18 protein-coding genes are annotated in these 20,749 nt (G+C 71.2%); 15 read left to right on the top strand and 3 right to left on the bottom strand.

The genetic code is table 11. The annotated features are described in order from the left end of the window. Position 1: 1 nt before the first annotated feature. Positions 2 to 757 (bottom strand): coenzyme F420-0:L-glutamate ligase, encoded by a 756-nt coding sequence (locus tag QNO21_RS13585; RefSeq protein WP_257518350.1) that lies wholly within the window; start codon positions 755 to 757, stop codon positions 2 to 4. A gap of 4 nt (positions 758 to 761) precedes the next feature. Further along, positions 762 to 1,268, bottom strand: coding sequence for a GNAT family N-acetyltransferase (locus tag QNO21_RS13580; RefSeq protein ID WP_257515407.1), 507 nt, complete (start codon positions 1,266 to 1,268; stop codon positions 762 to 764). 214 nt (positions 1,269 to 1,482) lie between these two features. On the opposite strand from QNO21_RS13580, the gene QNO21_RS13575 reads away from it, so the two are divergent. The 11 genes from QNO21_RS13575 to QNO21_RS13525 all read left to right on the top strand — a co-directional run bounded on the left by QNO21_RS13575 (position 1,483) and on the right by QNO21_RS13525 (position 14,992). Next, positions 1,483 to 2,907, top strand: a complete 1,425-nt coding sequence (locus QNO21_RS13575) for an HNH endonuclease signature motif containing protein (protein WP_257518349.1) — start codon at positions 1,483 to 1,485, stop codon at positions 2,905 to 2,907. A gap of 66 nt (positions 2,908 to 2,973) precedes the next feature. Next, positions 2,974 to 3,534: an acyl-CoA thioesterase gene (locus tag QNO21_RS13570; RefSeq protein WP_257518348.1), complete on the top strand. Its 561-nt coding sequence runs from the start codon at positions 2,974 to 2,976 to the stop codon at positions 3,532 to 3,534. A gap of 108 nt (positions 3,535 to 3,642) precedes the next feature. After that, a complete protein-coding gene (locus tag QNO21_RS13565) occupies positions 3,643 to 7,383 on the top strand; it encodes a proline dehydrogenase family protein (RefSeq protein WP_257518346.1) in 3,741 nt (1,246 codons plus the stop codon). Positions 7,384 to 7,440: 57 nt separating this feature from the next. Next, positions 7,441 to 7,911 (top strand): hypothetical protein, encoded by a 471-nt coding sequence (locus QNO21_RS13560; protein WP_257516757.1) that lies wholly within the window; start codon positions 7,441 to 7,443, stop codon positions 7,909 to 7,911. After that, positions 7,911 to 8,135: a helix-turn-helix transcriptional regulator gene (locus QNO21_RS13555; protein ID WP_257516758.1), complete on the top strand. Its 225-nt coding sequence runs from the start codon at positions 7,911 to 7,913 to the stop codon at positions 8,133 to 8,135. Before QNO21_RS13560 ends, QNO21_RS13555 begins: the two co-directional genes overlap by 1 nt. After that, the gene (locus tag QNO21_RS13550; RefSeq protein WP_257518345.1) at positions 8,132 to 9,145 is read left to right on the top strand and encodes an NAD(P)-dependent alcohol dehydrogenase; all 1,014 of its coding nucleotides are present in this window, start codon (positions 8,132 to 8,134) and stop codon (positions 9,143 to 9,145) included. The genes QNO21_RS13555 and QNO21_RS13550 overlap by 4 nt, the downstream gene beginning before the upstream one ends. 154 nt (positions 9,146 to 9,299) lie before the next feature. Continuing rightward, positions 9,300 to 10,196: a dimethylargininase gene (ddaH, locus tag QNO21_RS13545; RefSeq protein WP_350338832.1), complete on the top strand. Its 897-nt coding sequence runs from the start codon at positions 9,300 to 9,302 to the stop codon at positions 10,194 to 10,196. Between the two features lies 1 nt (position 10,197). Continuing rightward, positions 10,198 to 11,421: an ornithine--oxo-acid transaminase gene (gene rocD / locus QNO21_RS13540; RefSeq protein WP_257518344.1), complete on the top strand. Its 1,224-nt coding sequence runs from the start codon at positions 10,198 to 10,200 to the stop codon at positions 11,419 to 11,421. A gap of 85 nt (positions 11,422 to 11,506) precedes the next feature. After that, on the top strand, positions 11,507 to 13,234 hold the full coding sequence (locus QNO21_RS13535) for a circularly permuted type 2 ATP-grasp protein (protein WP_257518343.1): 1,728 nt from the start codon (positions 11,507 to 11,509) through the stop codon (positions 13,232 to 13,234). After that, positions 13,215 to 14,150 (top strand): alpha-E domain-containing protein, encoded by a 936-nt coding sequence (locus QNO21_RS13530; RefSeq protein ID WP_257518342.1) that lies wholly within the window; start codon positions 13,215 to 13,217, stop codon positions 14,148 to 14,150. Before QNO21_RS13535 ends, QNO21_RS13530 begins: the two co-directional genes overlap by 20 nt. Further along, positions 14,147 to 14,992 carry a transglutaminase family protein gene (locus QNO21_RS13525; RefSeq protein ID WP_257518341.1) on the top strand — a complete coding sequence of 282 codons (846 nt, stop codon included), beginning with the start codon at positions 14,147 to 14,149 and terminating at the stop codon, positions 14,990 to 14,992. Before QNO21_RS13530 ends, QNO21_RS13525 begins: the two co-directional genes overlap by 4 nt. Before the next feature lie 94 nt (positions 14,993 to 15,086). On the opposite strand, the gene QNO21_RS13520 is transcribed toward QNO21_RS13525, so the two are convergent. Next, positions 15,087 to 15,878 (bottom strand): substrate-binding domain-containing protein, encoded by a 792-nt coding sequence (locus tag QNO21_RS13520; protein ID WP_257518401.1) that lies wholly within the window; start codon positions 15,876 to 15,878, stop codon positions 15,087 to 15,089. Between the two features lie 42 nt (positions 15,879 to 15,920). Between QNO21_RS13520 and QNO21_RS13515 the strand changes: the two genes are divergently transcribed. The 4 genes from QNO21_RS13515 to rhaS all read left to right on the top strand — a co-directional run bounded on the left by QNO21_RS13515 (position 15,921) and on the right by rhaS (position 20,694). Then, the gene (locus QNO21_RS13515) at positions 15,921 to 17,450 is read left to right on the top strand and encodes a sugar ABC transporter ATP-binding protein (RefSeq protein WP_257518340.1); all 1,530 of its coding nucleotides are present in this window, start codon (positions 15,921 to 15,923) and stop codon (positions 17,448 to 17,450) included. Beyond that, complete coding sequence (locus tag QNO21_RS13510) at positions 17,447 to 18,484, top strand: ABC transporter permease (RefSeq protein ID WP_257518339.1); 1,038 nt, start codon at positions 17,447 to 17,449, stop codon at positions 18,482 to 18,484. The genes QNO21_RS13515 and QNO21_RS13510 overlap by 4 nt, the downstream gene beginning before the upstream one ends. Then, complete coding sequence (locus QNO21_RS13505) at positions 18,481 to 19,557, top strand: ABC transporter permease (RefSeq protein WP_257518338.1); 1,077 nt, start codon at positions 18,481 to 18,483, stop codon at positions 19,555 to 19,557. Before QNO21_RS13510 ends, QNO21_RS13505 begins: the two co-directional genes overlap by 4 nt. 93 nt (positions 19,558 to 19,650) lie before the next feature. Further along, entirely contained in the window at positions 19,651 to 20,694 is a 1,044-nt protein-coding gene (gene rhaS, locus QNO21_RS13500; protein ID WP_257513856.1) for a rhamnose ABC transporter substrate-binding protein, read from the top strand. The last annotated feature ends 55 nt before the right edge of the window (positions 20,695 to 20,749 follow it).

Below are 20,749 nucleotides of genomic sequence, written 5' to 3'. Positions count from 1 at the left end.
GTCAGCGTGCTGAGAGCCCCGCCGCATACCCCTGCGCGTACGCCTCATCGGCGCCGAGGTGGAAGAAGTCGCGCTCGGCGGGACGCACGATCGATCGCGCCCCCGGCAGATCGAGCGCGCCGACCAGGTCGGCCCGGCCGCGCACCACCGCGACGGGCAGGCGAGAGGCCTTGCCCTTGACGAGGTCCGCGGCGGCGGCCAGCTCATCCGCGACGCAGGGCATGGTCACCACGAGCGGGCGACCCTCGGCATCCGTCTGCCCTCGCAGGTCCTCCATCACCGTCACGCCCGCCGCGCCGATGGCGTGGTCGGTCTGACCCTCGCGCCACGCGCGGCCCAGGGTGTCCGACACGATGACGCCGACCTGCACGCCGAGCCGCTCGCGCAGACCTGCGGCGAGGGTGCGGGCGGAGGCATCCGGGTCGACGGGCAGCAGCAGCACGGTGCCCTGCGGAGTGTTGGAGGCATCGACGCCGGCGGCCGCAGAGACGATGCCGAGGCGGTTCTCGACGATGCGGGTGAGATGCCCGGATGCCGACGTGCGCGAGGCCACCACCCGCACCGTCTCAGCGGTGATGGCGTCTTCACGGTCATCGGCGCGGATCATGCGCCCTTCGGCCTTCGAGACGATCTTGGAGGTCACCACGAGGATGTCGCCGTCGGCGAGCGTGCCGCCGGCGGCATCCGCGATCAGCGTCACGAGGTCGTCGCCGGCGGAGATCTCCGGGATGCCCTTGAGGGCCCAGACCCGCAGCACGGCGTCAGCGGACGAAGCGCACCTCGGTGAGCGTCTCACCGAGGAACGGCTCGGTGTGGCTCGCGCCGTCGAGGGTGAAACCGTTGCGCAGGTAGAAGCGGTGGGCGCGCGGGTTGTCCTCGGCGACCCAGAGATAAGCCGGCTCGTCGGGGTGGATCGCGGCGTCGAAGAGGCGCTGCCCGGTGCCGGTGCCGTGCCAGGCGTCGAGCAGGTAGATGAAGTAGAGCTCGCGATTGCGTGGCGCGTCGCGGTCACGGGCCGGGCCCGAGCCGACGAAGCCCACGATCTCGCCGTCAGCGAGGGCGGCGTGCATGCGGAAGTCCTCGCCCTGCTGCGCCCAGTGGGTCCACAGCTCCGCCAGGCGACGGGGTGAGACGTTCTCGAGCGCGGCCTTGCTGATCAGGTGGTCGTACGTCTCGTGCCAGCACTGCGCGTGCACGCGGCCCAGGGCCTCTGCATCGACGTCGCGCACCGGCCGCACCACGATGTGGGTCTGGGTCTCGGCATCCATGCCGCGACTCTACGCGGGGGGTGCCCGGTGACGAAATCCCACCGGATCGGTGTGTGAAAGCCTCTCGCGCGGCGGTCGGGCGGGATCGTGTGCCCGAGGGCGGCGAGCCCTGCGCAGGGGGCCATCTCGTGGGTTTTCCCCAGGTGGCGGATAACCCCCGTGATCTGGCAGTTCTGCCCGGTCGAATGTCGGTGGCCCCCGCGAGAATGAGCGCATGACCACCTTCCTCAGCCGCCTCGAGACGCTGCGCGAGCACGCCGCCGCGGTGGTGGCCGAGGGGGTCCGCGACGGCGAGCTGGGATCCGCGAGCCACGCCGAGATCGCGGAGCTTCTCGCTGCGGCCGGCGGCATCGGGCGGTGGGTGGATGCCGCCTTGATCGAGATCGTGGGAGAGGCGCAGGCCCGCAGCGAGGGCCCCCGCGACGACCGCCTGACGACGCATCTCGGCTGTCATGACGTCTCCGAACTGGTGCAGCGTGCGGCGCTCGTCGGCCCGCAGACGGCGACCCGCCTGCGCAGAGCAGCGTCGGCGGTGCGGCCGCGGGAGTCGCTGCTGACCGGAGAGACGCTTGACCCCCTGCTGCCGGCGCTGCGCGCGGCGGTGGTCGAGGGCATCGTCGGCCTCGACGGTGCGCTGGCGATCGCCGAGCCGCTGCAAGCGATGGGCTCCCGCGTGGGGCGCGAGGCCGTGCTCACGGCCGACGCCGTGCTCGCCGCAGAGGCGCGGGGTGAGGGACCCGACGGTGGGCCACCGGCCTGCCCCGACCTGCTGCGCGTGCAGGCGCAGGTGTGGTCGGTCGCCCTCGACCAAGACGGCGCGGAGCCGCGCGAGCGCGCCACGATGCACCGCCGGTCGCTTCGGCTCGGTTCGCCCACCGCGTTCGGGGTGCCCGTTCGCGGCATGCTCATGCCCGAGGTCGCCGCGCAGCTGGAGCGCATCTTCGATTCCCTGCTCTCTCCGCGCGGCCGCGTCGCCTTCGACGGGCACGCGACAGCCTCGGGCGACGAGGGTGCGTGGAGTGACGACAGCATTCCGCCGCTCGACGAGCGCACGCGGCCGCAGCGGCAGCATGACGCGCTCGCGACGGCGCTGACCGTAGCGGCCTCGAGCGGCGCCCTGCCCACGGTGGGAGGGGCGGCGCCGACCCTGGTCGTGACGGTGCGCGCGGAGGACCTCGCCGCCGACCGCGGGTACGCGCACGTGGACGGGTGCGGGGAACCGGTGTCGCTCGCGGTCGCAAGGCACGCGGGGTGCAGCGGGGTCATCCAGCGCGTGACCCTCACCCGCAAGGGCAGGGTCGTCGCGATCGGCACGGAGGAACGCGTGTTCAACCGCCATCAGCGCCGCGCGCTCGCCGCCCGGGACGGCGGCTGCCTGATTCCCGGCTGCGGCGTGCCTGCTGCCTGGTGCGAGATCCACCACGTCGAGGCGCATGCCCGGGGCGGGCGTACCCATACCGACAACGGCGTGCTGCTGTGCTGGTTCCACCATCGGTTCCTCGACCGGCACGGCTGGCTGATCCGCATGGTCGACGGCGTGCCCCAGGTGCGGGCGCCCGGCTGGAACGACGCCTCGGGGCGGTGGCGACGAGTCACCCGCTCCGCCACGCGCCTGAAGGACGCGGTCCTGCGGAGGTGACCGGGTTGTCGGCATCCCACAAGCGGTTCGTCCGATCGCGGCGGGACCCCGCTAGCATCGCCGCTCGTGAACGTATGGTGGCGGACTGTCCTGACGATCCTGCGCGCGAAGGTGATGCTGCGGCGTAAAGGACCGATCGAGCCGACCTCGGTCGGCAGAGTGCGGCTGCGCACCCTGCCCACCGACATCGATCTGCTCGGCCACATGAACAACGGTCGCTACGCGTCGCTGTTCGACCTCGGGCGGTTCGATCTGCTCATCCGCACCGGTGTGTGGGATCTGGTGAACAAACAGGGCTGGTACGCCGTGGTCGCGAGCGAGACCATCTCCTTCCGCAAGTCGCTCGGGCTGTGGCAGCGCTTCACGATCGAGTCGCGTCTGCACGGCCACGACGACAAGGCGGTCTACATGGTGCACCGCGCGGTCGTCGACGGCGAGATCTACGCCGAGATGCTGGTGCGCGCCCGCTTCCTCAAGCGCGGCGGCGGGCTCGTCCCGATGGAGGAGCTGTTCGAGGCGCTGCACCGCCCCGACAACCTCGCCCCGTTGGAGCCGTGGGTCACAGAGTGGGCCGCGGCATCCGCGCTGCCCTCGAGGAAGAGCCCGGCGCCGAGCGTCTGGAGCTGACGCTCGAACCCGGGGGAGCGACTCTTTCAGCCGGCGCAGCGGACGACGCGGGAGAACGTGGGTTCGCACTTCCACCCCGGGGTCCCGGTGCCGACCTAGGCTGGGCCCATGTCGCAGACCTACGAGGACGGGCAGCGCTCGGACACCCATCCCCTGGCCGAGAACGCGGTAGAGCTGGCCCGACGCTGGGTGCGCGAAGCCGCCGCCGTCGACGTCGACCCTGCCGCCGCCCGCCTCGCCGGCGTGCTGAAGGACCCGCAGGGGCTGCCGTTCACGATCGGCTTCGTCGACGGCGTGATGCGGCCGGAGAGCCTGTCGGCCGCGGCATCCCAGCTCGGTCGTATCGCGCCCCTCGTGCCCGGGTTCCTGCCGTGGTACCTGCGCGGAGCGGTGCGCGTGGGCGGCGCGGTCGCGCCGGTGCTGCCGACGCCCGTCGTGCCGATCGCCCGCCGGGTGCTGCGGGAGATGGTGGGGCACCTCGTCGCCGACGCCCGACCCGACAAGCTCGGCAAGGCGATCGCCCGCATCCGTGAGAGCGGCGCGCGGCTGAACCTCAACCTGCTCGGCGAAGCCGTGCTCGGCGAGGGTGAGGCGGCACGCCGACGGGACGGCATCCATGACCTCATCCGCCGCGCCGACGTCGACTACGTCTCGGTGAAGGTGTCGGCGATCACCCCGCGCATCACGATGTGGGCCTTCGAAGAGACTGTCAAATCCGTGATCGAGCGCCTGCTGCCCCTCTACCTGTCAGCGGCCGAGGACGGCACCTTCATCAACCTCGACATGGAGGAGTACCGCGACCTCGACCTCACCATCGCGGTGTTCACCCGCCTGCTCGAGGACCCCCGGCTGCAGGGGCTCGAGGCCGGAATCGTGCTGCAGGCCTACCTCCCCGACGCGCTGCCGGCTCTGCAGGAGCTCTCGGCGTGGGCGCGTGAGCGGGTGGCCGGGGGCGGCGCGCGCATCAAGGTGCGGCTGGTCAAGGGCGCGAACCTCGCGATGGAGCGGGTGGATGCCACGATGCACGACTGGCCGCTGGCCACCTACGACAGCAAGCTCGACACCGACGCCAACTACCTGCGCTGCCTCGACTGGGCGCTGCACCCCGAGCGCACCGCCGCGGTGCGCCTCGGCGTCGCCGGGCACAACCTCTTCGACATCGCGTACGCGTGGCTCCTCGCGGGCGAGCGCGGCGTGCAGGCCGACGTCGACGTGGAGATGCTGCTCGGCATGGCCCAGGGCCAAGTGCACGCCGTCGCCCGCGAGGTCGGCCCGGTGCTGCTGTACGTGCCGGTGGTCCGTCCCGACGAGTTCGACGTCGCCATCAGCTACCTGGTGCGACGCCTCGAGGAGAACGCCTCGAGTGAGAACTTCCTCTCCGCCGCCTTCGACCTGGCTTCCGATGAGGCGCTGTTCGAGCGCGAGCGAGACCGCTTCCTCGACTCGCTCCAACGCAGCGCCGATCCGTCCCTGCCGCTCGGACCGAAACGGACGCAGGACCGCAGTGTGGCGCCCGGCGCGGGCCCGCGCAGCATCCTCCGCGACGCGCCGTTGCCTGGTGACGGCGACGACGGTCTGACCCAGGCGGTGCTTGGCATCGCGCGCTCTGCGACCACCGACCCCGATGACACGGTGCCCGTGGAGCCCACCGCCGACGCCGTGCTGTTCGGCGGTGGGGAGTTCGTCGAGACGGCGGTCTTCGCGCCGCGCGAGACCCGCAGGGCGTTGGGTGCACCCGGGTTCCGAAACGCCCCCGACTCCGACGCCGCCGTCCCCGCCAACCGCGCGTGGGCCGGGCGTGTGCTCGAGCGCATCGAGGTGAGCGCCGCCGGCGACACCACGATCGACGAGGCCCAGGTGGCCGACGCCGGCGCGCTGGAGCGCGTGATGGCCACGGTCGCCGAGAGCGCCGGCACGTGGGGGGCACTCCCCGCCGCCGACCGCGCCACCGTGCTCATCGCCGCCGGGCGCGCCCTCGAAGCGCGCCGAGCCGAGCTCATCGAGGTCGCCGCGTCCGAAACGGGCAAGGTGTTCGCCGAAGCAGACGTCGAGGTGAGCGAGGCGGTGGACTTCGCGAACTACTACGCCGCCACCGCGCGCGAACTCGACCGCGTCAGCGGAGCGGTCTTCGAGCCCGCCCGCATCACGGTCGTCGCTCCCCCCTGGAACTTTCCGCTCGCGATCCCGGCCGGGGGAGTGCTCGCCGCCCTTGCCGCAGGATCGGGAGTGGTCTTCAAACCCGCCCCGCAGGCGCGCCGCTGCGCCGCCGTGGTCGCCGAGGCGCTGTGGGAGGCCGGCGTCCCCCGCGACGTCCTGGTCCTCGCTGACGTCGAGGAGGAAGGTCTGGGAGAGCGGCTCATCTCGCATCCCGCAGTGGACCGCGTCATCCTCACCGGCTCGTGGGACACCGCAGCGCTCTTCCGCTCGTGGCGGCCCGACCTGCCGATGCTCGCAGAGACGAGCGGCAAGAACGCCATGATCGTCACGCCCAGCGCCGACCTCGACCTCGCCGTGGCGGATCTGGTGCGCAGCGCCTTCGGCCACGCCGGCCAGAAGTGCTCGGCCGCGTCGCTCGCGATCCTCGTGGGTCCGGTGGGGCGCTCGAAGCGCTTCGCCCGTCAGCTGAGGGATGCCACCCGCTCGATGCGGGTAGGTCCCCCCACCGACCCGCGGGCAGAGGTCGGACCGCTCGTCGAGGCGCCCCGGGGCAAGCTCGCCTGGGCACTGAGCACCCTCGAGGAGGGGGAGCGCTGGCTCGTGCAGCCGCGCCCCGTCGACGACGTCGCCCCGGAGTACGCGGGCCGGTTGTGGACGCCCGGCATCCGCGTCGGCGTGCAGCCCGGGTCCCGGACGCACCTCGAGGAGTTCTTCGGCCCGATGCTCGGCATCATGCACGCGTCCTCGCTCGCCCACGCGATCGAGCTGCAGAACGCGGTGGACTACGGCCTGACGGCCGGCCTCTTCACCCAGGCGCCCGCAGACCTCGCCCTCTGGCTCGACCGCGTGCAGGCGGGGAACCTCTACGTCAATCGCGGCATCACCGGCGCGATCGTGCAGCGCCAGCCCTTCGGCGGCTGGAAGCGTTCATCGGTGGGTGCCGGTGCGAAGGCGGGCGGCCCGAACTACCTCGTGGGGCTGGGATCGTGGCGGCCCTCGGCCAGCGGTTCGCAGTCGTCGACCCTGCACCTGCGGGGCCTGGATTCCCGCATCACCGCGATCATCGAAGCGGCCCAGCCGAGCCTCGACTACGAGGGCTTCGACTGGCTGCGTCGCGGGGCGCTGTCGGACGCCATCGCCTGGGACCGCGAATTCGGGCACGTCCGCGACGTCTCGCAGCTCGGCGTGGAGCGCAACCTCTTCCGCTATCGGCCGGTCGACGACGGGGTGGCCGTGCGCGCCACGGGCGACGCGGCATGGCAGTCTGTGCTGCGGGTCGTCGTCGCCGGCATCCGGGCGGGGTCGCCGTTCACTTTGAGCACCCCGGCGGGCTTGCCGGCCGACGTGCGCCGCGCGCTGGGCGACCTTCGCGTGCCGGTGTACGTCGAGACCGACGAGCAGTGGATGCAGCGGATCGCCGGCGCGGGATCAGCGGCAACGGCGGAGTCGCCCACCCCCGAGGCCGCTGTGCGCCCCCCGCGCGTGCGCCTGGTCGGCCCGCGCGCATCGGTGGCGAGCCTTCGTCGAGCACTCGCCGAGGCCATCGCGGGAGACCCGGATCTCGCCGTGTACGACAACGAGGTGACCTCCGCCGGACGGCTCGAGCTGCTGCCTTTCCTGCGGGAGCAGTCGATCACGATCACGGCGCACCGGTTCGGCAACCCCGACCCCTGGAGCGAGTCGGTCATCTGAGCGCGGCATCCGTGTAAAAGATTCTTGACACGGATGCCGCGCGGGTCGATACTCGGGGTGTCAAAGATTCTTGACACCCTCGAGGAGGACGCCGTGGTCTACCAAGAACGCAACACCTGGGCGGGACTCATCGTCCTGCCCGTCGTGATGACGGCCTACGTCATCGCGATCCTGCAGGCTGCCGACGGCGGCCCGCTCGCCGAGGTCCACTGGTGGCCGATCATGCTGTGGACGATCGGCGGCGGCATCGTCGGCACGATCGTGTTGAGCATCGTGTGGGGGATCATCGCCGGTATGCGTGACCCCGACGCGGCCGGCGCCTCGGATCTGCGAGACCGCGACATCGCGCGCATGGGCGACAGGGTCGGCCAGGCCTTCATGGTCATCGCCGGTCTCGGCGTGATCGTGCTGTGCGCCGTCGAGGCATCCTGGTTCTGGATCGCGAACACCATGTACCTCGGGTTCGCGCTGTCGGCTTTCATCGGCGGCATCGCGCAGGTCATCGCCTACCGCCGGGGCCTGGCCTGATGGTCAAGCCCACCAAGGTCACGAACGACATCCGCACGCTGCGTGAGGCGACGGGCCTGACCCAGGCCGAGCTCGCCCGCCGCATCGGGGTGACGCGCCAGACGCTCATCGCCATCGAGCAGGGCAAGTACTCGCCCACGCTCGAACTCGCCTTTCAGATCGCGCGCGTCTTCGAGCGGAGCCTCGACGATGTGTTCCAGTACCCCGAAGGGGGAGCATCATGAACACCGCTGCCGCAGTCCCGCCCACCATGACAGCCTGGACGCAGCACCGCTACGGCGGCGCCGATGCCGTCGCGCCCGAAGAGGTGCCGGTGCCCTCTCCGGGGCCGGACGAAGTGCTGGTGCGCATACACGCGACTGCACTGAACTCCGCCGATGCCCGGGTGATGCGGGGCGACCCGCTGATCCTGCGCCTGGCCTTCGGGCTGCGCCGCCCCCGCACCGCGGTGCAGGGCCGCGACATCGCCGGCACTGTCGTCGGCGCGGGCCCCGCTGTCACGACGCTGCAGGTGGGCGACGCGGTGCTCGGCGAGACCACCGGCGGCGGGCTGGCGCCCTACGTGGCGGTGCCCGCTGCGCGGCTCGTCCGGCGCCCGGAGGGCCTCGACGACCTCGTCGCCGCCACGCTTCCGATGGCCGGAGGCACGGCGTGGCAGGCGCTCGCCCTCGCCGGGATCGAGGGCGACGCGGCCGGCGGGACACGCGTGCTGGTCGTGGGCGCAGGGGGCGGGGTGGGGCACTTCACCGTGCAGCTGGCGGCGCTGCGCGGCGCCGAGGTCACCGCGCTGGCGGGGCCCCGTGCCCTTCCCGTGCTCGCGGCACTCGGCGCGAGCACCGGGCTCGAGCACCGGCGCACCGATCTGTCGCAGCTCGCTGCGGCATCCTTCGACGCCGTCGTGGTCATCGCCGGCGACCATCCGCTCCGGCAGCTGCGTCGCCTCGTGCGGCCCAGGGGCACCGTCGTGCTCGTCAGCGGCGGCAGCCGCCCCGTGATCGGGCCTCTCGGCGTGATCCTTCGCGCCATGGTGCTGTCGGTGTTCGGATCGCGGCGCCTGCGGCCGCTCGCGGCGACGGCGAAGCCAGAGGTCACCGCCGAGCTCGCACGCCTCGCCGCGGCGGGGGACCTGAAGCCGCACATCGAGCGCGTGTGGGCGCAGGCAGAGGCCGGTGCGGCGCTGGCGCACATCGACGCGGCCCACACGGTGGGCAAGGTGGTCGTGCGCGGCGTGTGAGCGCCGCGGCCGGGGGAGGGGCGCTCCGGCATCCGCCATGTCACAATGGTCGCGGCGTGTCCGGATCGACCTTTCCCCGCGGCTGGCGAAGCGCGGGTCGAAGGGCCACCGGGCCTGGAAGGACAGCGTCCGCCCGCGTTCGCGAAGGAGCATCATGTCCACGCACCCGCCCCTCCCGCAGTCCCGGGAGCTCGCCGACACTCAGGTCGTCGAGGTCACCGAGCGCCGCGCGCAGCACCGCCGCTACCTGATGTGCCGCCCCGAGCACTTCACGGTGAGCTACCGCATCAACCCCTGGATGGAACCGGGTCGGCCGACCGACACCGCCAAGGCGCTGCGCCAGTGGCAGGACCTGCACGACACCTACGTGCGCCTCGGGCACGAGGTGGAGCTGATCGATCCGGGCCCCGGCCTTCCCGACATGGTCTACACCGCCAACGGCGGATTCGTCATCGACGGCCGAGCGCTGGGCGTGAAGTTCCGCGTCCCCGAGCGCCGTGGCGAAGAGCGCCCGTTCATGGACTGGTTCGCCGCGCACGGGTTCGACGTGATCGAGCCCGTCGAAGTGCAGGAGGGCGAAGGGGACTTCCTTCTCGTGGGCGACACGATCCTCGCCGGGACCGGCTTCCGCTCGGTCGGGGACAGCCACCGTGAAGTGGCCGACGTCTTCGCGCGGGAGGTCATCAGCCTGCGGCTCATCGACCCGCGGTTCTACCACCTCGACACCGCGATCGCCGTGCTCGACCCGGTCGAGGGGCCCGGCGGGGTGGACCGCGCCAACATCGCCTACCTGCCGACCGCGTTCGACGACCGCTCCCGGGCCGTGCTCGCCGAGCGCTTCCCTGATGCGATCGCCGTCTCCGACAGCGACGGCGCGGTGTTCGGACTCAACACCGCCAGTGACGGGCGAAACGTGATCGTCTCCCCGCGCGCGGTCGGCTTCATCGACCAGCTGCGCGACCGCGGCTACATCCCCGTCCCCGTCGACCTGTCCGAGCTGCTGCTCGGCGGCGGCGGGATCAAGTGCTGCACCCTCGAGCTGAGAGGCTGACATGGCCACCGTCCCGCAGAACCTCGACGCCGACGCCGCCCGATTGATCGCCGTCGAAGACGAGCACGTCGCCCACACCTACCATCCGCTCCCCGTGGTGATCGCCGGAGGCGAGGGGGCCTGGGTCACCGACGTCGAGGGCAAGCGGTACCTCGACCTGCTGTCGGCGTACTCGGCGCTGAACTTCGGGCACCGGCATCCCGACCTCGTCGCCGCCGCGACCGCCCAGCTCGGCCGGCTCACCCTCACCAGCCGTGCGTTCCACAACGACAGGCTGGGCCACTTCGCCGCGGCGCTGGCCGAGCTCTGCGGCAAGGACCTCGTTCTGCCGATGAACACCGGGGCCGAGGCCGTGGAGTCGGGGATCAAGGTCGCCCGGGCCTGGGCGTACCGCGTGAAGGGCGTGGCGCCGGATGCCGCGACCATCATCGTCGCCGGGGGCAACTTCCACGGCCGCACGACGACGATCGTCGGCTTCAGCGACGATCCCACTGCCCGCGACGACTTCGGGCCGTACGCACCGGGATTCGTCTCGGTGCCGTTCGGCGACGCTGCGGCGATCGAGGCCGCCATCGACGAGAACACCGCCGCCGTGCTGCTGGAGCCCATCCAGGGCGAGGCGGGCGTGATCGTGCCGCCAGAGGGATACCTGCGTGCCGTCCGCGAGATCTGCACCCGTCACGGCGTGCTGTTCATCGCCGACGAGATCCAGTCGGGACTGGGACGGGTCGCGACCACGTTCGCGTGCGACCGCGAGGACGTCGTTCCCGACGTCTACCTGCTGGGCAAGGCGCTCGGGGGCGGCATCGTGCCCCTGTCGGCGGTCGTCGCCGACCGCGACGTGCTGGGGGTGCTGCGCCCAGGCGAGCACGGCTCGACGTTCGGCGGAAACCCGCTCGCGGCCGCCGTCGGGGAGCGGGTGGTGCAGCTGCTCGCGACGGGCACGCTGCAGACGCGCGCGGCCGCCCTGGGCGAGCACCTCGAGGCCGTGCTCGCGCCGCTGGTCGGCCATGGGGTGACCGCCGTGCGTGTCGCGGGCCTCTGGGCCGGCGTCGATATCGACGCCGCACGCGGCACCGGTCGCGAGATCGCGGAGCGGCTGCTTGCCCGCGGAGTGCTGGCCAAGGACACCCACGGGCAGACCATCCGCCTCGCGCCGCCCCTGGTCATCCGTGCCACCGAGCTGGACTGGGCCGTGGAGCAGCTGAAGGTCGCGCTCGGCTGATCGGATGCCGCGGCGCCACGACCCCGCGATGTCAAGCCCGCACGGCGGAAACATGGCCGCAATCCGCCGCGGATAGGGTGATCTCATGGGTGACTTGTTCGACGGCTACGGTTCGACTCTGGCGCCGCGCAAGACGCCGTCGGGCGTCCCCGCGTTCGACGAGATGTTCGGCCACCCCGACGCCTCCGGCGCGCCGGTGCCGTCGCGCCGCGCCTACCGCGAGCTGTACCAGGCGCTGGCGCAGATGACCCAGGAAGAGCTGCGCGGCCGCACGGATTCGCTCGCCAGCTCGTACCTCGCCCAGGGCGTCACCTTCGACTTCGCCGGCGAGGAACGCCCGTTCCCGCTCGACGCGGTGCCGCGCATCATCGACTACGACGAATGGTCCCGCATCGAGGCCGGAGTCAAGCAGCGCGTGCTCGCGCTGGAGGCCTTCCTCGACGACGCGTACGGCCACCAGCACTGCGTGCGCGACGGCGTGCTCCCGGCAGGGCTCATCGCCTCGTCGCAGTACTTCTACCGGCAGGCCGCCGGCATCCACTCCGCCAACGGCGTGCGCATCCAGGTCTCGGGGATCGACCTCATCCGCGATGAGCACGGTGAGATGCGGGTGCTCGAGGACAACGTGCGGGTGCCCTCGGGCGTCAGCTACGTCATCTCCAACCGTCGCGTGATGGCCCAGACCCTTCCCGAGCTCTTCGTCTCGATGCGCGTGCGCCCGGTCGGGGAGTACCCGAACAAGCTGCTTGCCGCCCTGCGCGCCTCGGCGCCGCCCGGGGTCGAGGACCCCAACGTCGTCGTGCTCACTCCCGGCGTGTACAACTCCGCCTACTTCGAGCACACGCTGCTGGCGCGGCTCATGGGCGTCGAACTCGTCGAAGGGCGGGACCTGCTCTGCACCGGCGGCAAGGTCTTCATGCGCACCACGCGCGGCCCCCAGCGGGTGGACGTCATCTACCGGCGCGTCGACGACGATTTCCTCGACCCGCTGCAGTTCCGCGCCGACTCGATGCTGGGTTCTCCGGGTCTGATGCTCGCCGCGCGCCTGGGCAACGTCACGATCGCCAACGCCGTGGGCAACGGGGTCGCGGACGACAAGCTGCTCTACACGTACGTGCCCGATCTCATCCGGTACTACCTGGCCGAGGAGCCCATCCTCAAGAACGTGGACACCTGGCGCCTGGAGGACCCGGGCGCGCTGGAGGAGGTGCTCGACCGCCTGGACGAGCTCGTCGTGAAACCCGTGGACGGGTCAGGTGGGAAGGGGCTCGTGGTCGGGCCCGACGCCTCGCCGGCAGAACTCGACAAGCTCCGCTCCCGGCTGCGCGCCGACCCCCGCGGATGGATCGCCCAGCCCGTGGTCATGCTCTCGACCATCCCGACGCTGGTGGAAGACGGCATGCGACCTCGCCACGCCGACCTCCGCCCCTTCGCCGTCAACGACGGCGACGACGTGTGGGTGCTCCCCGGCGGTCTCACCCGCGTCGCCCTCCCCGAAGGCCAGCTGGTGGTCAACTCCAGCCAGGGCGGCGGCTCCAAGGACACCTGGATCGTCGGCGGTGCCGCTCCCCGCAACGTCGAGTACGGTCAGCGCCGCGGCCGTGACATGGCGGATCTCGTCGCCGACCAGGCCACGACCGAGATCCCGGTGATCTACGAAGGCCAGCCCGCGCCCGTGCATTCGCCCCAGGACAATCCGGGCGCCCGCGCGGAGCAGCAGGAGCAGCAACAGCAGCAGCAGGGCGAGCGGGCAGCCGACCACGCTCCTCGCGCAACGACCGAGGAGGCGGCGGATGCTGTCGCGGATCGCTGAATCGCTCTTCTGGATCGGACGCTACATCGAGCGGTCCGACGGCACCGCGCGCATCCTCGACGTGCACCTGCAGCTGCTGCTGGAGGATCCCTGGATCGATGAGGACACCGCGTGCCGGTCGCTGCTGAGCGTCATGGGGTCGATCCCGCCGGACGACGAACTCGAGAAGGTGGAGCGTCAGGACGTGCTGGCTCGTCTGGCCGTCGACCGCACGAACTCGTCGAGCATCGCGTTCTCACTGCAGGCGGCGCGCGAGAACGCCCGCCGCGCCCGCGAGATCGTCTCGACCGAGCTGTGGGAGACCCTCAACACCACCAACTCCCGCATGCCCCGGCGCCTGCAGTCCGAGAAGGTGCACGAGTTCTTCCAATGGGTGCGTGAGCGTTCGGCGCTCGCCGTCGGTATCGTCGACTCTTCGACCAGCCGCGACGAGGCATGGCAGTTCTTCACCCTCGGCCGCAGCATCGAGCGCGCCGACATGACGGCCCGCATGCTCGCGACGCGGTCGCTGACCGAGGCATCCGGACCGTCGTGGACGACCATCCTGCGCTCGTGCGGCGCGTACGAGGCGTACGTGCGCACCTACCGCGGCATGCCGAGCTCCCGCAACGCGGCGGAGTTCCTGCTGCTGGACCGGCTGTTCCCGCGGTCGATCATCTACTCGATCCAGCGGGCCGAGGAGTGCATGAGCGCGATCGACCCCCGCGCTGACCGCGTCGGCCACTCCAACGCGGTGCTGCGGGCGCTCGGCCGCATCCGCAACGACCTCGAGTACAGCCCGATCACCGACATCCTCGGTGAGCTGCCCGAGCACATGGAGCGGGTGCAGACGGTCACCCGCGAAGCGTCCGAGGCCATCCGCCAGCGGTTCTTCCCGACGCAGGCCGAGCCCAGCTGGATCGGAGAGATCTCATGATGCGCCTGCGGATCGAGCACACCACCGGATTCGCGTATCCGGGAGAGGTGTCGGCGTCGTACAACGAGGCGCGCATGCTGCCGGTGTCGACCGAGAACCAGTTCGTGCTGAGCTCTTCGCTCGACATCGAGCCGTCGACGAGCGTCAACCAGTACGTCGACTACTTCGGCACGCGCGTCGCATCGTTCGACGTGCTCTCGGGTCACACCGCTCTCGGGATCACCGCCCGCTCGCTGGTCGAGGTGCGTCCGCGGCCGATGGAGAACTCCGACATGGCCTGGGAGGACCTCGCCGTCGAGGCCCAGCGGTCGATCACGACCGTGGAGATGCTCGCGCAGACGCCGCGCACCGCACCTCACCCAGAGGTGCTGGAGCTGGCCCGCACGATCGTGCAGGAGCACGACAACCCCGGGCAGGCCGCCCGCGCGATCGCGGTGGCCGTGGGGGACGCCGTCGAATACGTCTACGGGAGCACGGGCGTTCACTCCACCGCAGCGGAGTCGTGGGAGAAGCGCTCGGGGGTGTGCCAGGACATGGCCCACATCACCCTCGGCGCGCTGCGGGCGGTGGGGATCCCCGCCCGCTACGTCTCGGGTTACCTGCACCCCGACCCCGACGCCGAGGTGGGCGTCGCCGTGGTGGGGGAGTCCCACGCGTGGGTGGAGTGGTTCGCGGGCGACTGGCACGGGTTCGACCCGACCAACAACGTCGACATCGGCGAGCGGCACGTGCTGGTCGGTCGCGGGCGTGATTACAACGACGTCCCCCCGCTGCGCGGCGTCTACGCCGGCGCGCTGACGAGCGACCTGCACGTGCAGGTGACGATCACCCGCGAGGCCTGACCCGCGCGCTCGCGCTCGCGAGTGAGTATTCGCGCGCCCGAGTGAGTATTCGCGGCGTCGAGTGAGTATTCACGTCCCCGCGGCCGCGCGGCGCTCAGCGTCCCGCCGTGGACGCCCGCACGACAAGCTCGGGCGGGAACACCGTCTGCCGGGGCACACTCTCGGGGTCGGCGGCCTCCCCGAGCAGCACGCGCAGCGCGGTGCGCCCGATGATGCGGCTGGGCTGCCGGATCGATGACAGCGGCACCGCCGCCGCGGCGGCGAACGGGATGTCGTCGAACCCGATCAGTGCGATGTCGCCCGGCACCACGGCGCGCCCGTCGACCACGAGCGACTGCAACAGCCCGAGCGCGAGCAGGTCGTTCGCCGCGAAGAGGGCGTCGGGCCACTCTCGACGCGGCCGCGCCAGCACCCGGGCGCCGGCGGCTACCCCCTCCTCGACGGTCATGCCGGACGTCGGGATGACTTCCAGGCCCACCCGTACCCCGGCGTTGTCGGAGGCCGCGCGGGCGCCGGCGAGCCGGTCGTTGACCTGACGCATGTCGAACGGCCCGCCGACGAAAGCGATGCGCCGCCGCCCGCCCGCGATGAGGTGCTCGACGGCCAGCCCGCCGCCCGCGACGCTGTCGACAGACACCGACGAGAACCGCCCGTCGGCGCTGAAGCGATCGACGAGCACGGCCGGGATGCCGCCGGAGCGCAGGCGCTGCAGGCGTGCGGTGATGTCGCCGTATGGGGCGATCAGGAGGCCACGCACCTGCTGCTCCTGAAAGAGGTCGAGGTAGACCTTCTCCCGCGCGGGATCCTCGTCGGTGTTGCCGTAGAGGATCGCGATTCCATGGCGCGTGGCCTCGTCTTCGGCCCCCCGAACGACGTCGGTGTAGATTCAGGAATTCCGGACCCCGCAACCTCGATGGAGAGGATCGCCATGGCACCCGAAGCCGCCCAGACGGATCACCACGCTCTCGTCCTGCGGCGAGTGGTGAAGTCGTTCGGCGCAGTGGTGGCGCTGCGTTCAGGCAGCCTCACGCTGGACTTCGGCTCGATCCACGCCCTCATCGGCGAGAACGGCGCCGGCAAGTCCACGCTCGTGAAGATTATTGCGGGGCTCTACCGGCGCGACTCGGGTGACTTCCTGCTCACAGGCGAGCCCGTCGACTTCGCCAGTACGGCGCAGTCCAAGGCGGCCGGCATCGCCGTGATCTACCAGGAGCCGACGCTCTTCCCCGACCTCTCCGTCACCGAGAACATCTTCATGGGCCGCCAGCCCGTCACCCGCCTCGGGCGCATCGACCGCAAGGCGATGCGGGACGAGACCGAGCGGCTCTTCGCGCGGCTCGGCGTCTCGCTCGACCCCGACCGCGTCACCGAGGGTCTGTCGATCGCCGACCAGCAGATCATCGAGATCGCCAAGGCCATCTCGTTGGATGCCAGGGTGCTCATCATGGACGAGCCGACCGCCGCCTTGTCGGGTGTCGAGGTCGAGCGGCTGTTCGCGGTGGCGCGGAGCCTGCGCGACGAGGGCAGGGCGCTGCTGTTCATCTCGCACCGCTTCGACGAGGTCTTCGCCCTGTGCGACACCGTCACCGTCATGCGCGACGGCTCGTACGTCGACACCACGGCCATTGCCGACACCACGGTCGACGAGCTCGTCCGTCAGATGGTCGGCCGCGACGTCACCGACCTCTTCCCGAAGTTCCCCACCGAGGTGGGTGAGGTCGTGCTGGACGTGCGCGGCGTCACCCGCGCCGGCGTGTTCCGCGACGTCTCCTTTCACCTGCGCGCGGGCGAGATCGTGGGGCTGGCCGGCCTCGTGGGTGCCGGGCGCAGCGAGGTCGCCCGCGCCGTCTTCGGCGTCGATGGGTACGACAGCGGATCGGTCGTGCTGCACGGCGCCGTTCTTCCCAGGGCGAATCCGCGCGTCGCAATCGCCCGCGGCCTCGCGCTGGTGCCCGAGGACCGCCGTAGGCAGGGCCTCGTGCTCGACGACAGCGTCTCGCGCAACATCACCCTCGCCATCCGCTCGCGCCTGGCGCGCTGGGGTCTCATCTGGACGGGCGCGGAGAACCGGGCCGCCAAGCTCTGGGCGAGCCGCCTCGAAGTGAAGGCCGCAGCGCTGGACACCGAGGCCGGCACGCTCTCGGGCGGCAACCAGCAGAAGGTGGTGCTCAGCAAGTGGCTCGCCACCGAGCCGACCGTGCTGATCGTCGACGAGCCCACACGTGGCATCGATGTCGGCACCAAGGCCGAGGTGCACCGGCTGCTCAGCGAACTCGCGCAACAGGGGATCGCGATCCTCATGATCTCGTCCGAGTTGCCGGAGGTGCTCGGGATGGCCGACCGAGTCCTCGTCATGAGGGAGGGGCGGCTCACGGGGGAGTTCTCCCGCTCCGAGGCGACACCCGAGGCGATCATGTTCGCGGCGACGTCGGATGCCGGTGCGGAGGAAGCGGCATGAGCGCGACTGTGGCCCGCCCGGCATCCGCTGGAGACACCGCCGTCGCCGTGGTGCGCCGCGTCGCCCGCGCCCGCGAGACCGGCATCGCGCTGGCGCTCATCATCGTCATCGTGGCGGCGACCACCGCCAACCCAGGCTTCGTCTTCTCGGGCGACGGATTCCGCGACCTGCTGCTGACCCCGTCGCTGCTGCTGCTCGTGGCCGTCGGCCAGGCCTTCGTCATCATCACCCGCAGCGTCGACCTGTCGGTCGGCTCGGTCGTCGGGCTCACCGCCTATCTCACTGGTCGGCTCTTCATCGACATCCCAGGCATCCCGATGATCGCGGTCTTCTTCGGAGGCATCCTGCTCGGCGGGCTGCTCGGCGCGATCAACGGGGTACTCGTCGCGTGGGCCAAGGTGCCGGCGCTCGTGATCACCCTCGGCACGATGTACGTCTACCGTGGCCTCAACGTCGCGTGGACGGGGTCGGACCGCATCAACGCGTCGGACCTGCCGCGGGACTTCCGCGGCCTGGGCACCCAGCAGCTGCTCGGGATCCCGGTGCTCACCGCCATCGCCGTGGCCGTGCTGATCGCGGCGGCCTGGTACCTGCGCAACACCCGGGGTGGGCGCGAGTTCTACGCCATCGGCTCGGACCCGTCGGCCGCGCACCTCTACGGCTTGAAGGTCAGCAGCCGGATCATCACGGCGTTCGTGGTGTCGGGTGCGCTGTCGGGGCTCGCGGGTGTGCTGTACGCCGCGCGGTACGGCACGGTCAGCTCGGCCGCGGGCACGGGGTGGGAGCTGCAGGCGATCGGCGCGGCCGTCATCGGCGGCGTCGCGATCTCGGGCGGCGTTGGCACGGTGTGGGGCGCGGCGATCGGGGCGTTCCTGCTGCTGACGATCAACCGGGCGCTGCCGATCCTCGGCATCGACGATTTCTGGCAGCGCGCCGTCGTCGGCGTGCTCATCATCGGGTCGATCGTGCTCGATCGGGTGCTCGCGGTGCGTCAGCACCGAAGGCTCGTCGCCCAACGGGAGGAGGCCCGATGACCGTCGCGACCGAGACCGTCCCCGTGCGGCTGTACGCCCCGCACGCCCGCCCGGCGTGGCGCCGCGTGGTGCTCACGCGCGAGTCGGCGATCATCGGCATCCTGCTCGTCGTCGTCGTCGTCGCCCTGCTGACGGTGCGCAATTTCGACAGCCCGCTGACGGTGACCTACCTGCTGCGGGACGTCGCGCCGATCCTGCTCATCGCGCTGCCGATGACGCTCATCATCATCACCGAGGAGATCGACCTGTCGGTGGCATCCGTCGTCGGGCTCGCCAGCGTGATGACCGGCATCCTCACTCAGGGCGGCGTGCCGTTCGCGCTTGCGGCGGTGCTCGCGATCATCGTCGGGGCGATCGCGGGAGCGCTGAACGGGTTCCTCGTCACCGTCGTCGGACTGCCGTCGCTGGCCGTCACGATCGGCACGCTGGCGCTGTTCCGTGGCATCGCCGTGGGGCTCTTGGGTACGACGGCCGTCACGGACTTCCCCGAGGAATGGACCGACCTCGCCAAAGCCAACATCCCCGGCACACCGATCCCCGGGGTCATGGTGCCCTTCATCGTGCTGGCCATCGCCTTCGCGGTGCTGCTGCACTTCACGCCGTTCGGCCGGTCGCTCTACGCCATCGGTCTCAACAAGGAGGCGGCCCACTTCTCGGGTATCGACGTCGGGCGGGCGAAGTTCGTGCTGTTCGTGATGTCGGGGACCGTGTCGGGCTTCGCTGGCGTGTACTTCACGCTGCTGTACTCCAACGCGCGCGGCGACAACGCGATGGGGATGGAGCTGCAGATCATCGCCGCCGTGCTGCTGGGCGGGGTGTCGATCTTCGGCGGGCGCGGGGCCCTCCACGGCGTCATCGCCGGCGTGCTGCTGATCGGGACCCTCGGCAGCGCGCTGCGCCTCGCCGGCGTCACCAGTGACATCATCAACGTCATCACCGGCGTGCTGCTGATCGTCTCGGTCGTCTCGGCCAGCGTTCTGGGCTGGGCGCACGCGCGCCGCACCGCCGCGGTCGGGCGACGGCGCGGGCTGCGGGCTGCGGAGCGTGCCGCCGCCCGCGGCCCAGCCGACTGACACGCGTGCGGCGCGGCATCCACCGGAGCCCGCCCTCGAGACCCCTTACCTGAACACACCCGCGAGAACCTCGCACCACGGAAGGAAACACAGATGTTCGCAATGAAGCGCACGCGGCGCGCAGGAATCGCCGCCGCCCTCGCCCTGGGCGTCACGCTCGCCGCCGCAGGATGCTCCGGCGGAGGTGACGGCGGCAGCGGCGACGGAGGTGGCGGTGAGGATGCCGAGGTGTCGATCACGATGCTGCCGAAGAACCTCGGCAACCCGTACTTCGACACCTCGACCGGCGGGGCCGAGGAAGCCGTGGCCGAGTTCGGCGGCACGTTTGACGAGGTCGGGCCCAGCGAGGCGTCGCCGACGTCGCAGGTCAGCTACATCCAGACCGCGGCGCAGCAGGGTGTCGGTGGTCTCATCGTGTCGGCCAACGACCCAGAGGCGATCTGCGACGCGCTCGACGAGGCACGGTCGGCCGGCGTCAAGGTGGTCACCTTCGACTCGGACACCAACCCCGAATGCCGTGACCTGTTCATCAACCAGGCGACCTCCGACGGCATCGCCCAGGTGCAGGTGGACCTGATCGCGGAGCAGATCGGCGGCTCGGGACAGATCGCGATCCTCTCGGCTTCGGCCAACGCGACCAACCAGAACGCCTGGATCGAGCTGATGGAGGAGGAGCTGGCCGCCAGCCACCCCGACATCGAGCTGGTGCAGGTCGTCTACGGCGACGACGACGACCAGACGTCGTTCGACCGCACGGCGGCGCTGCTGCAGACGTACCCCGAGCTGAAGGGCATCGTGTCGCCGACCACCGTGGGGATCGCCGCCGCGGCGCGTTACCTGTCGACGTCGGAGTTCAAGGGCAAGGTCGCGCTGACCGGCCTCGGCACGCCGAACCAGATGCGCGAATACGTCGAGGACGGCACCGTGACGGCGTTCGCGCTGTGGAACCCGGCCGACCTCGGCTACCTCGCCGCCTTCGCCACGCAGGCGCTGGTGACCGGTGAGATCGCCGGCGACGAGGGCGACACGTTCGAGGCGGGCAAGCTCGGCTCGTTCGAGGTCGGCGCGGACGGCGGCGTGCTGCTCGGCGACCCGTTCGTGTTCGACGCGGAGAACATCGGCGACTTCGACTTCTGAGTCATCGTGGCAGGGGCCCGTCCGGATCCGTCCGGGCGGGCCTCTTGTCATGTCA

Source organism: Microbacterium sp. zg-Y818 (assembly GCF_030246905.1).
In the GTDB taxonomy this organism is placed as follows: Bacteria; Actinomycetota; Actinomycetes; order Actinomycetales; family Microbacteriaceae; genus Microbacterium.
The sequence above is the reverse complement of the archived record's forward strand: the minus strand, read 5'-3'. Positions and strand labels throughout refer to the sequence as shown.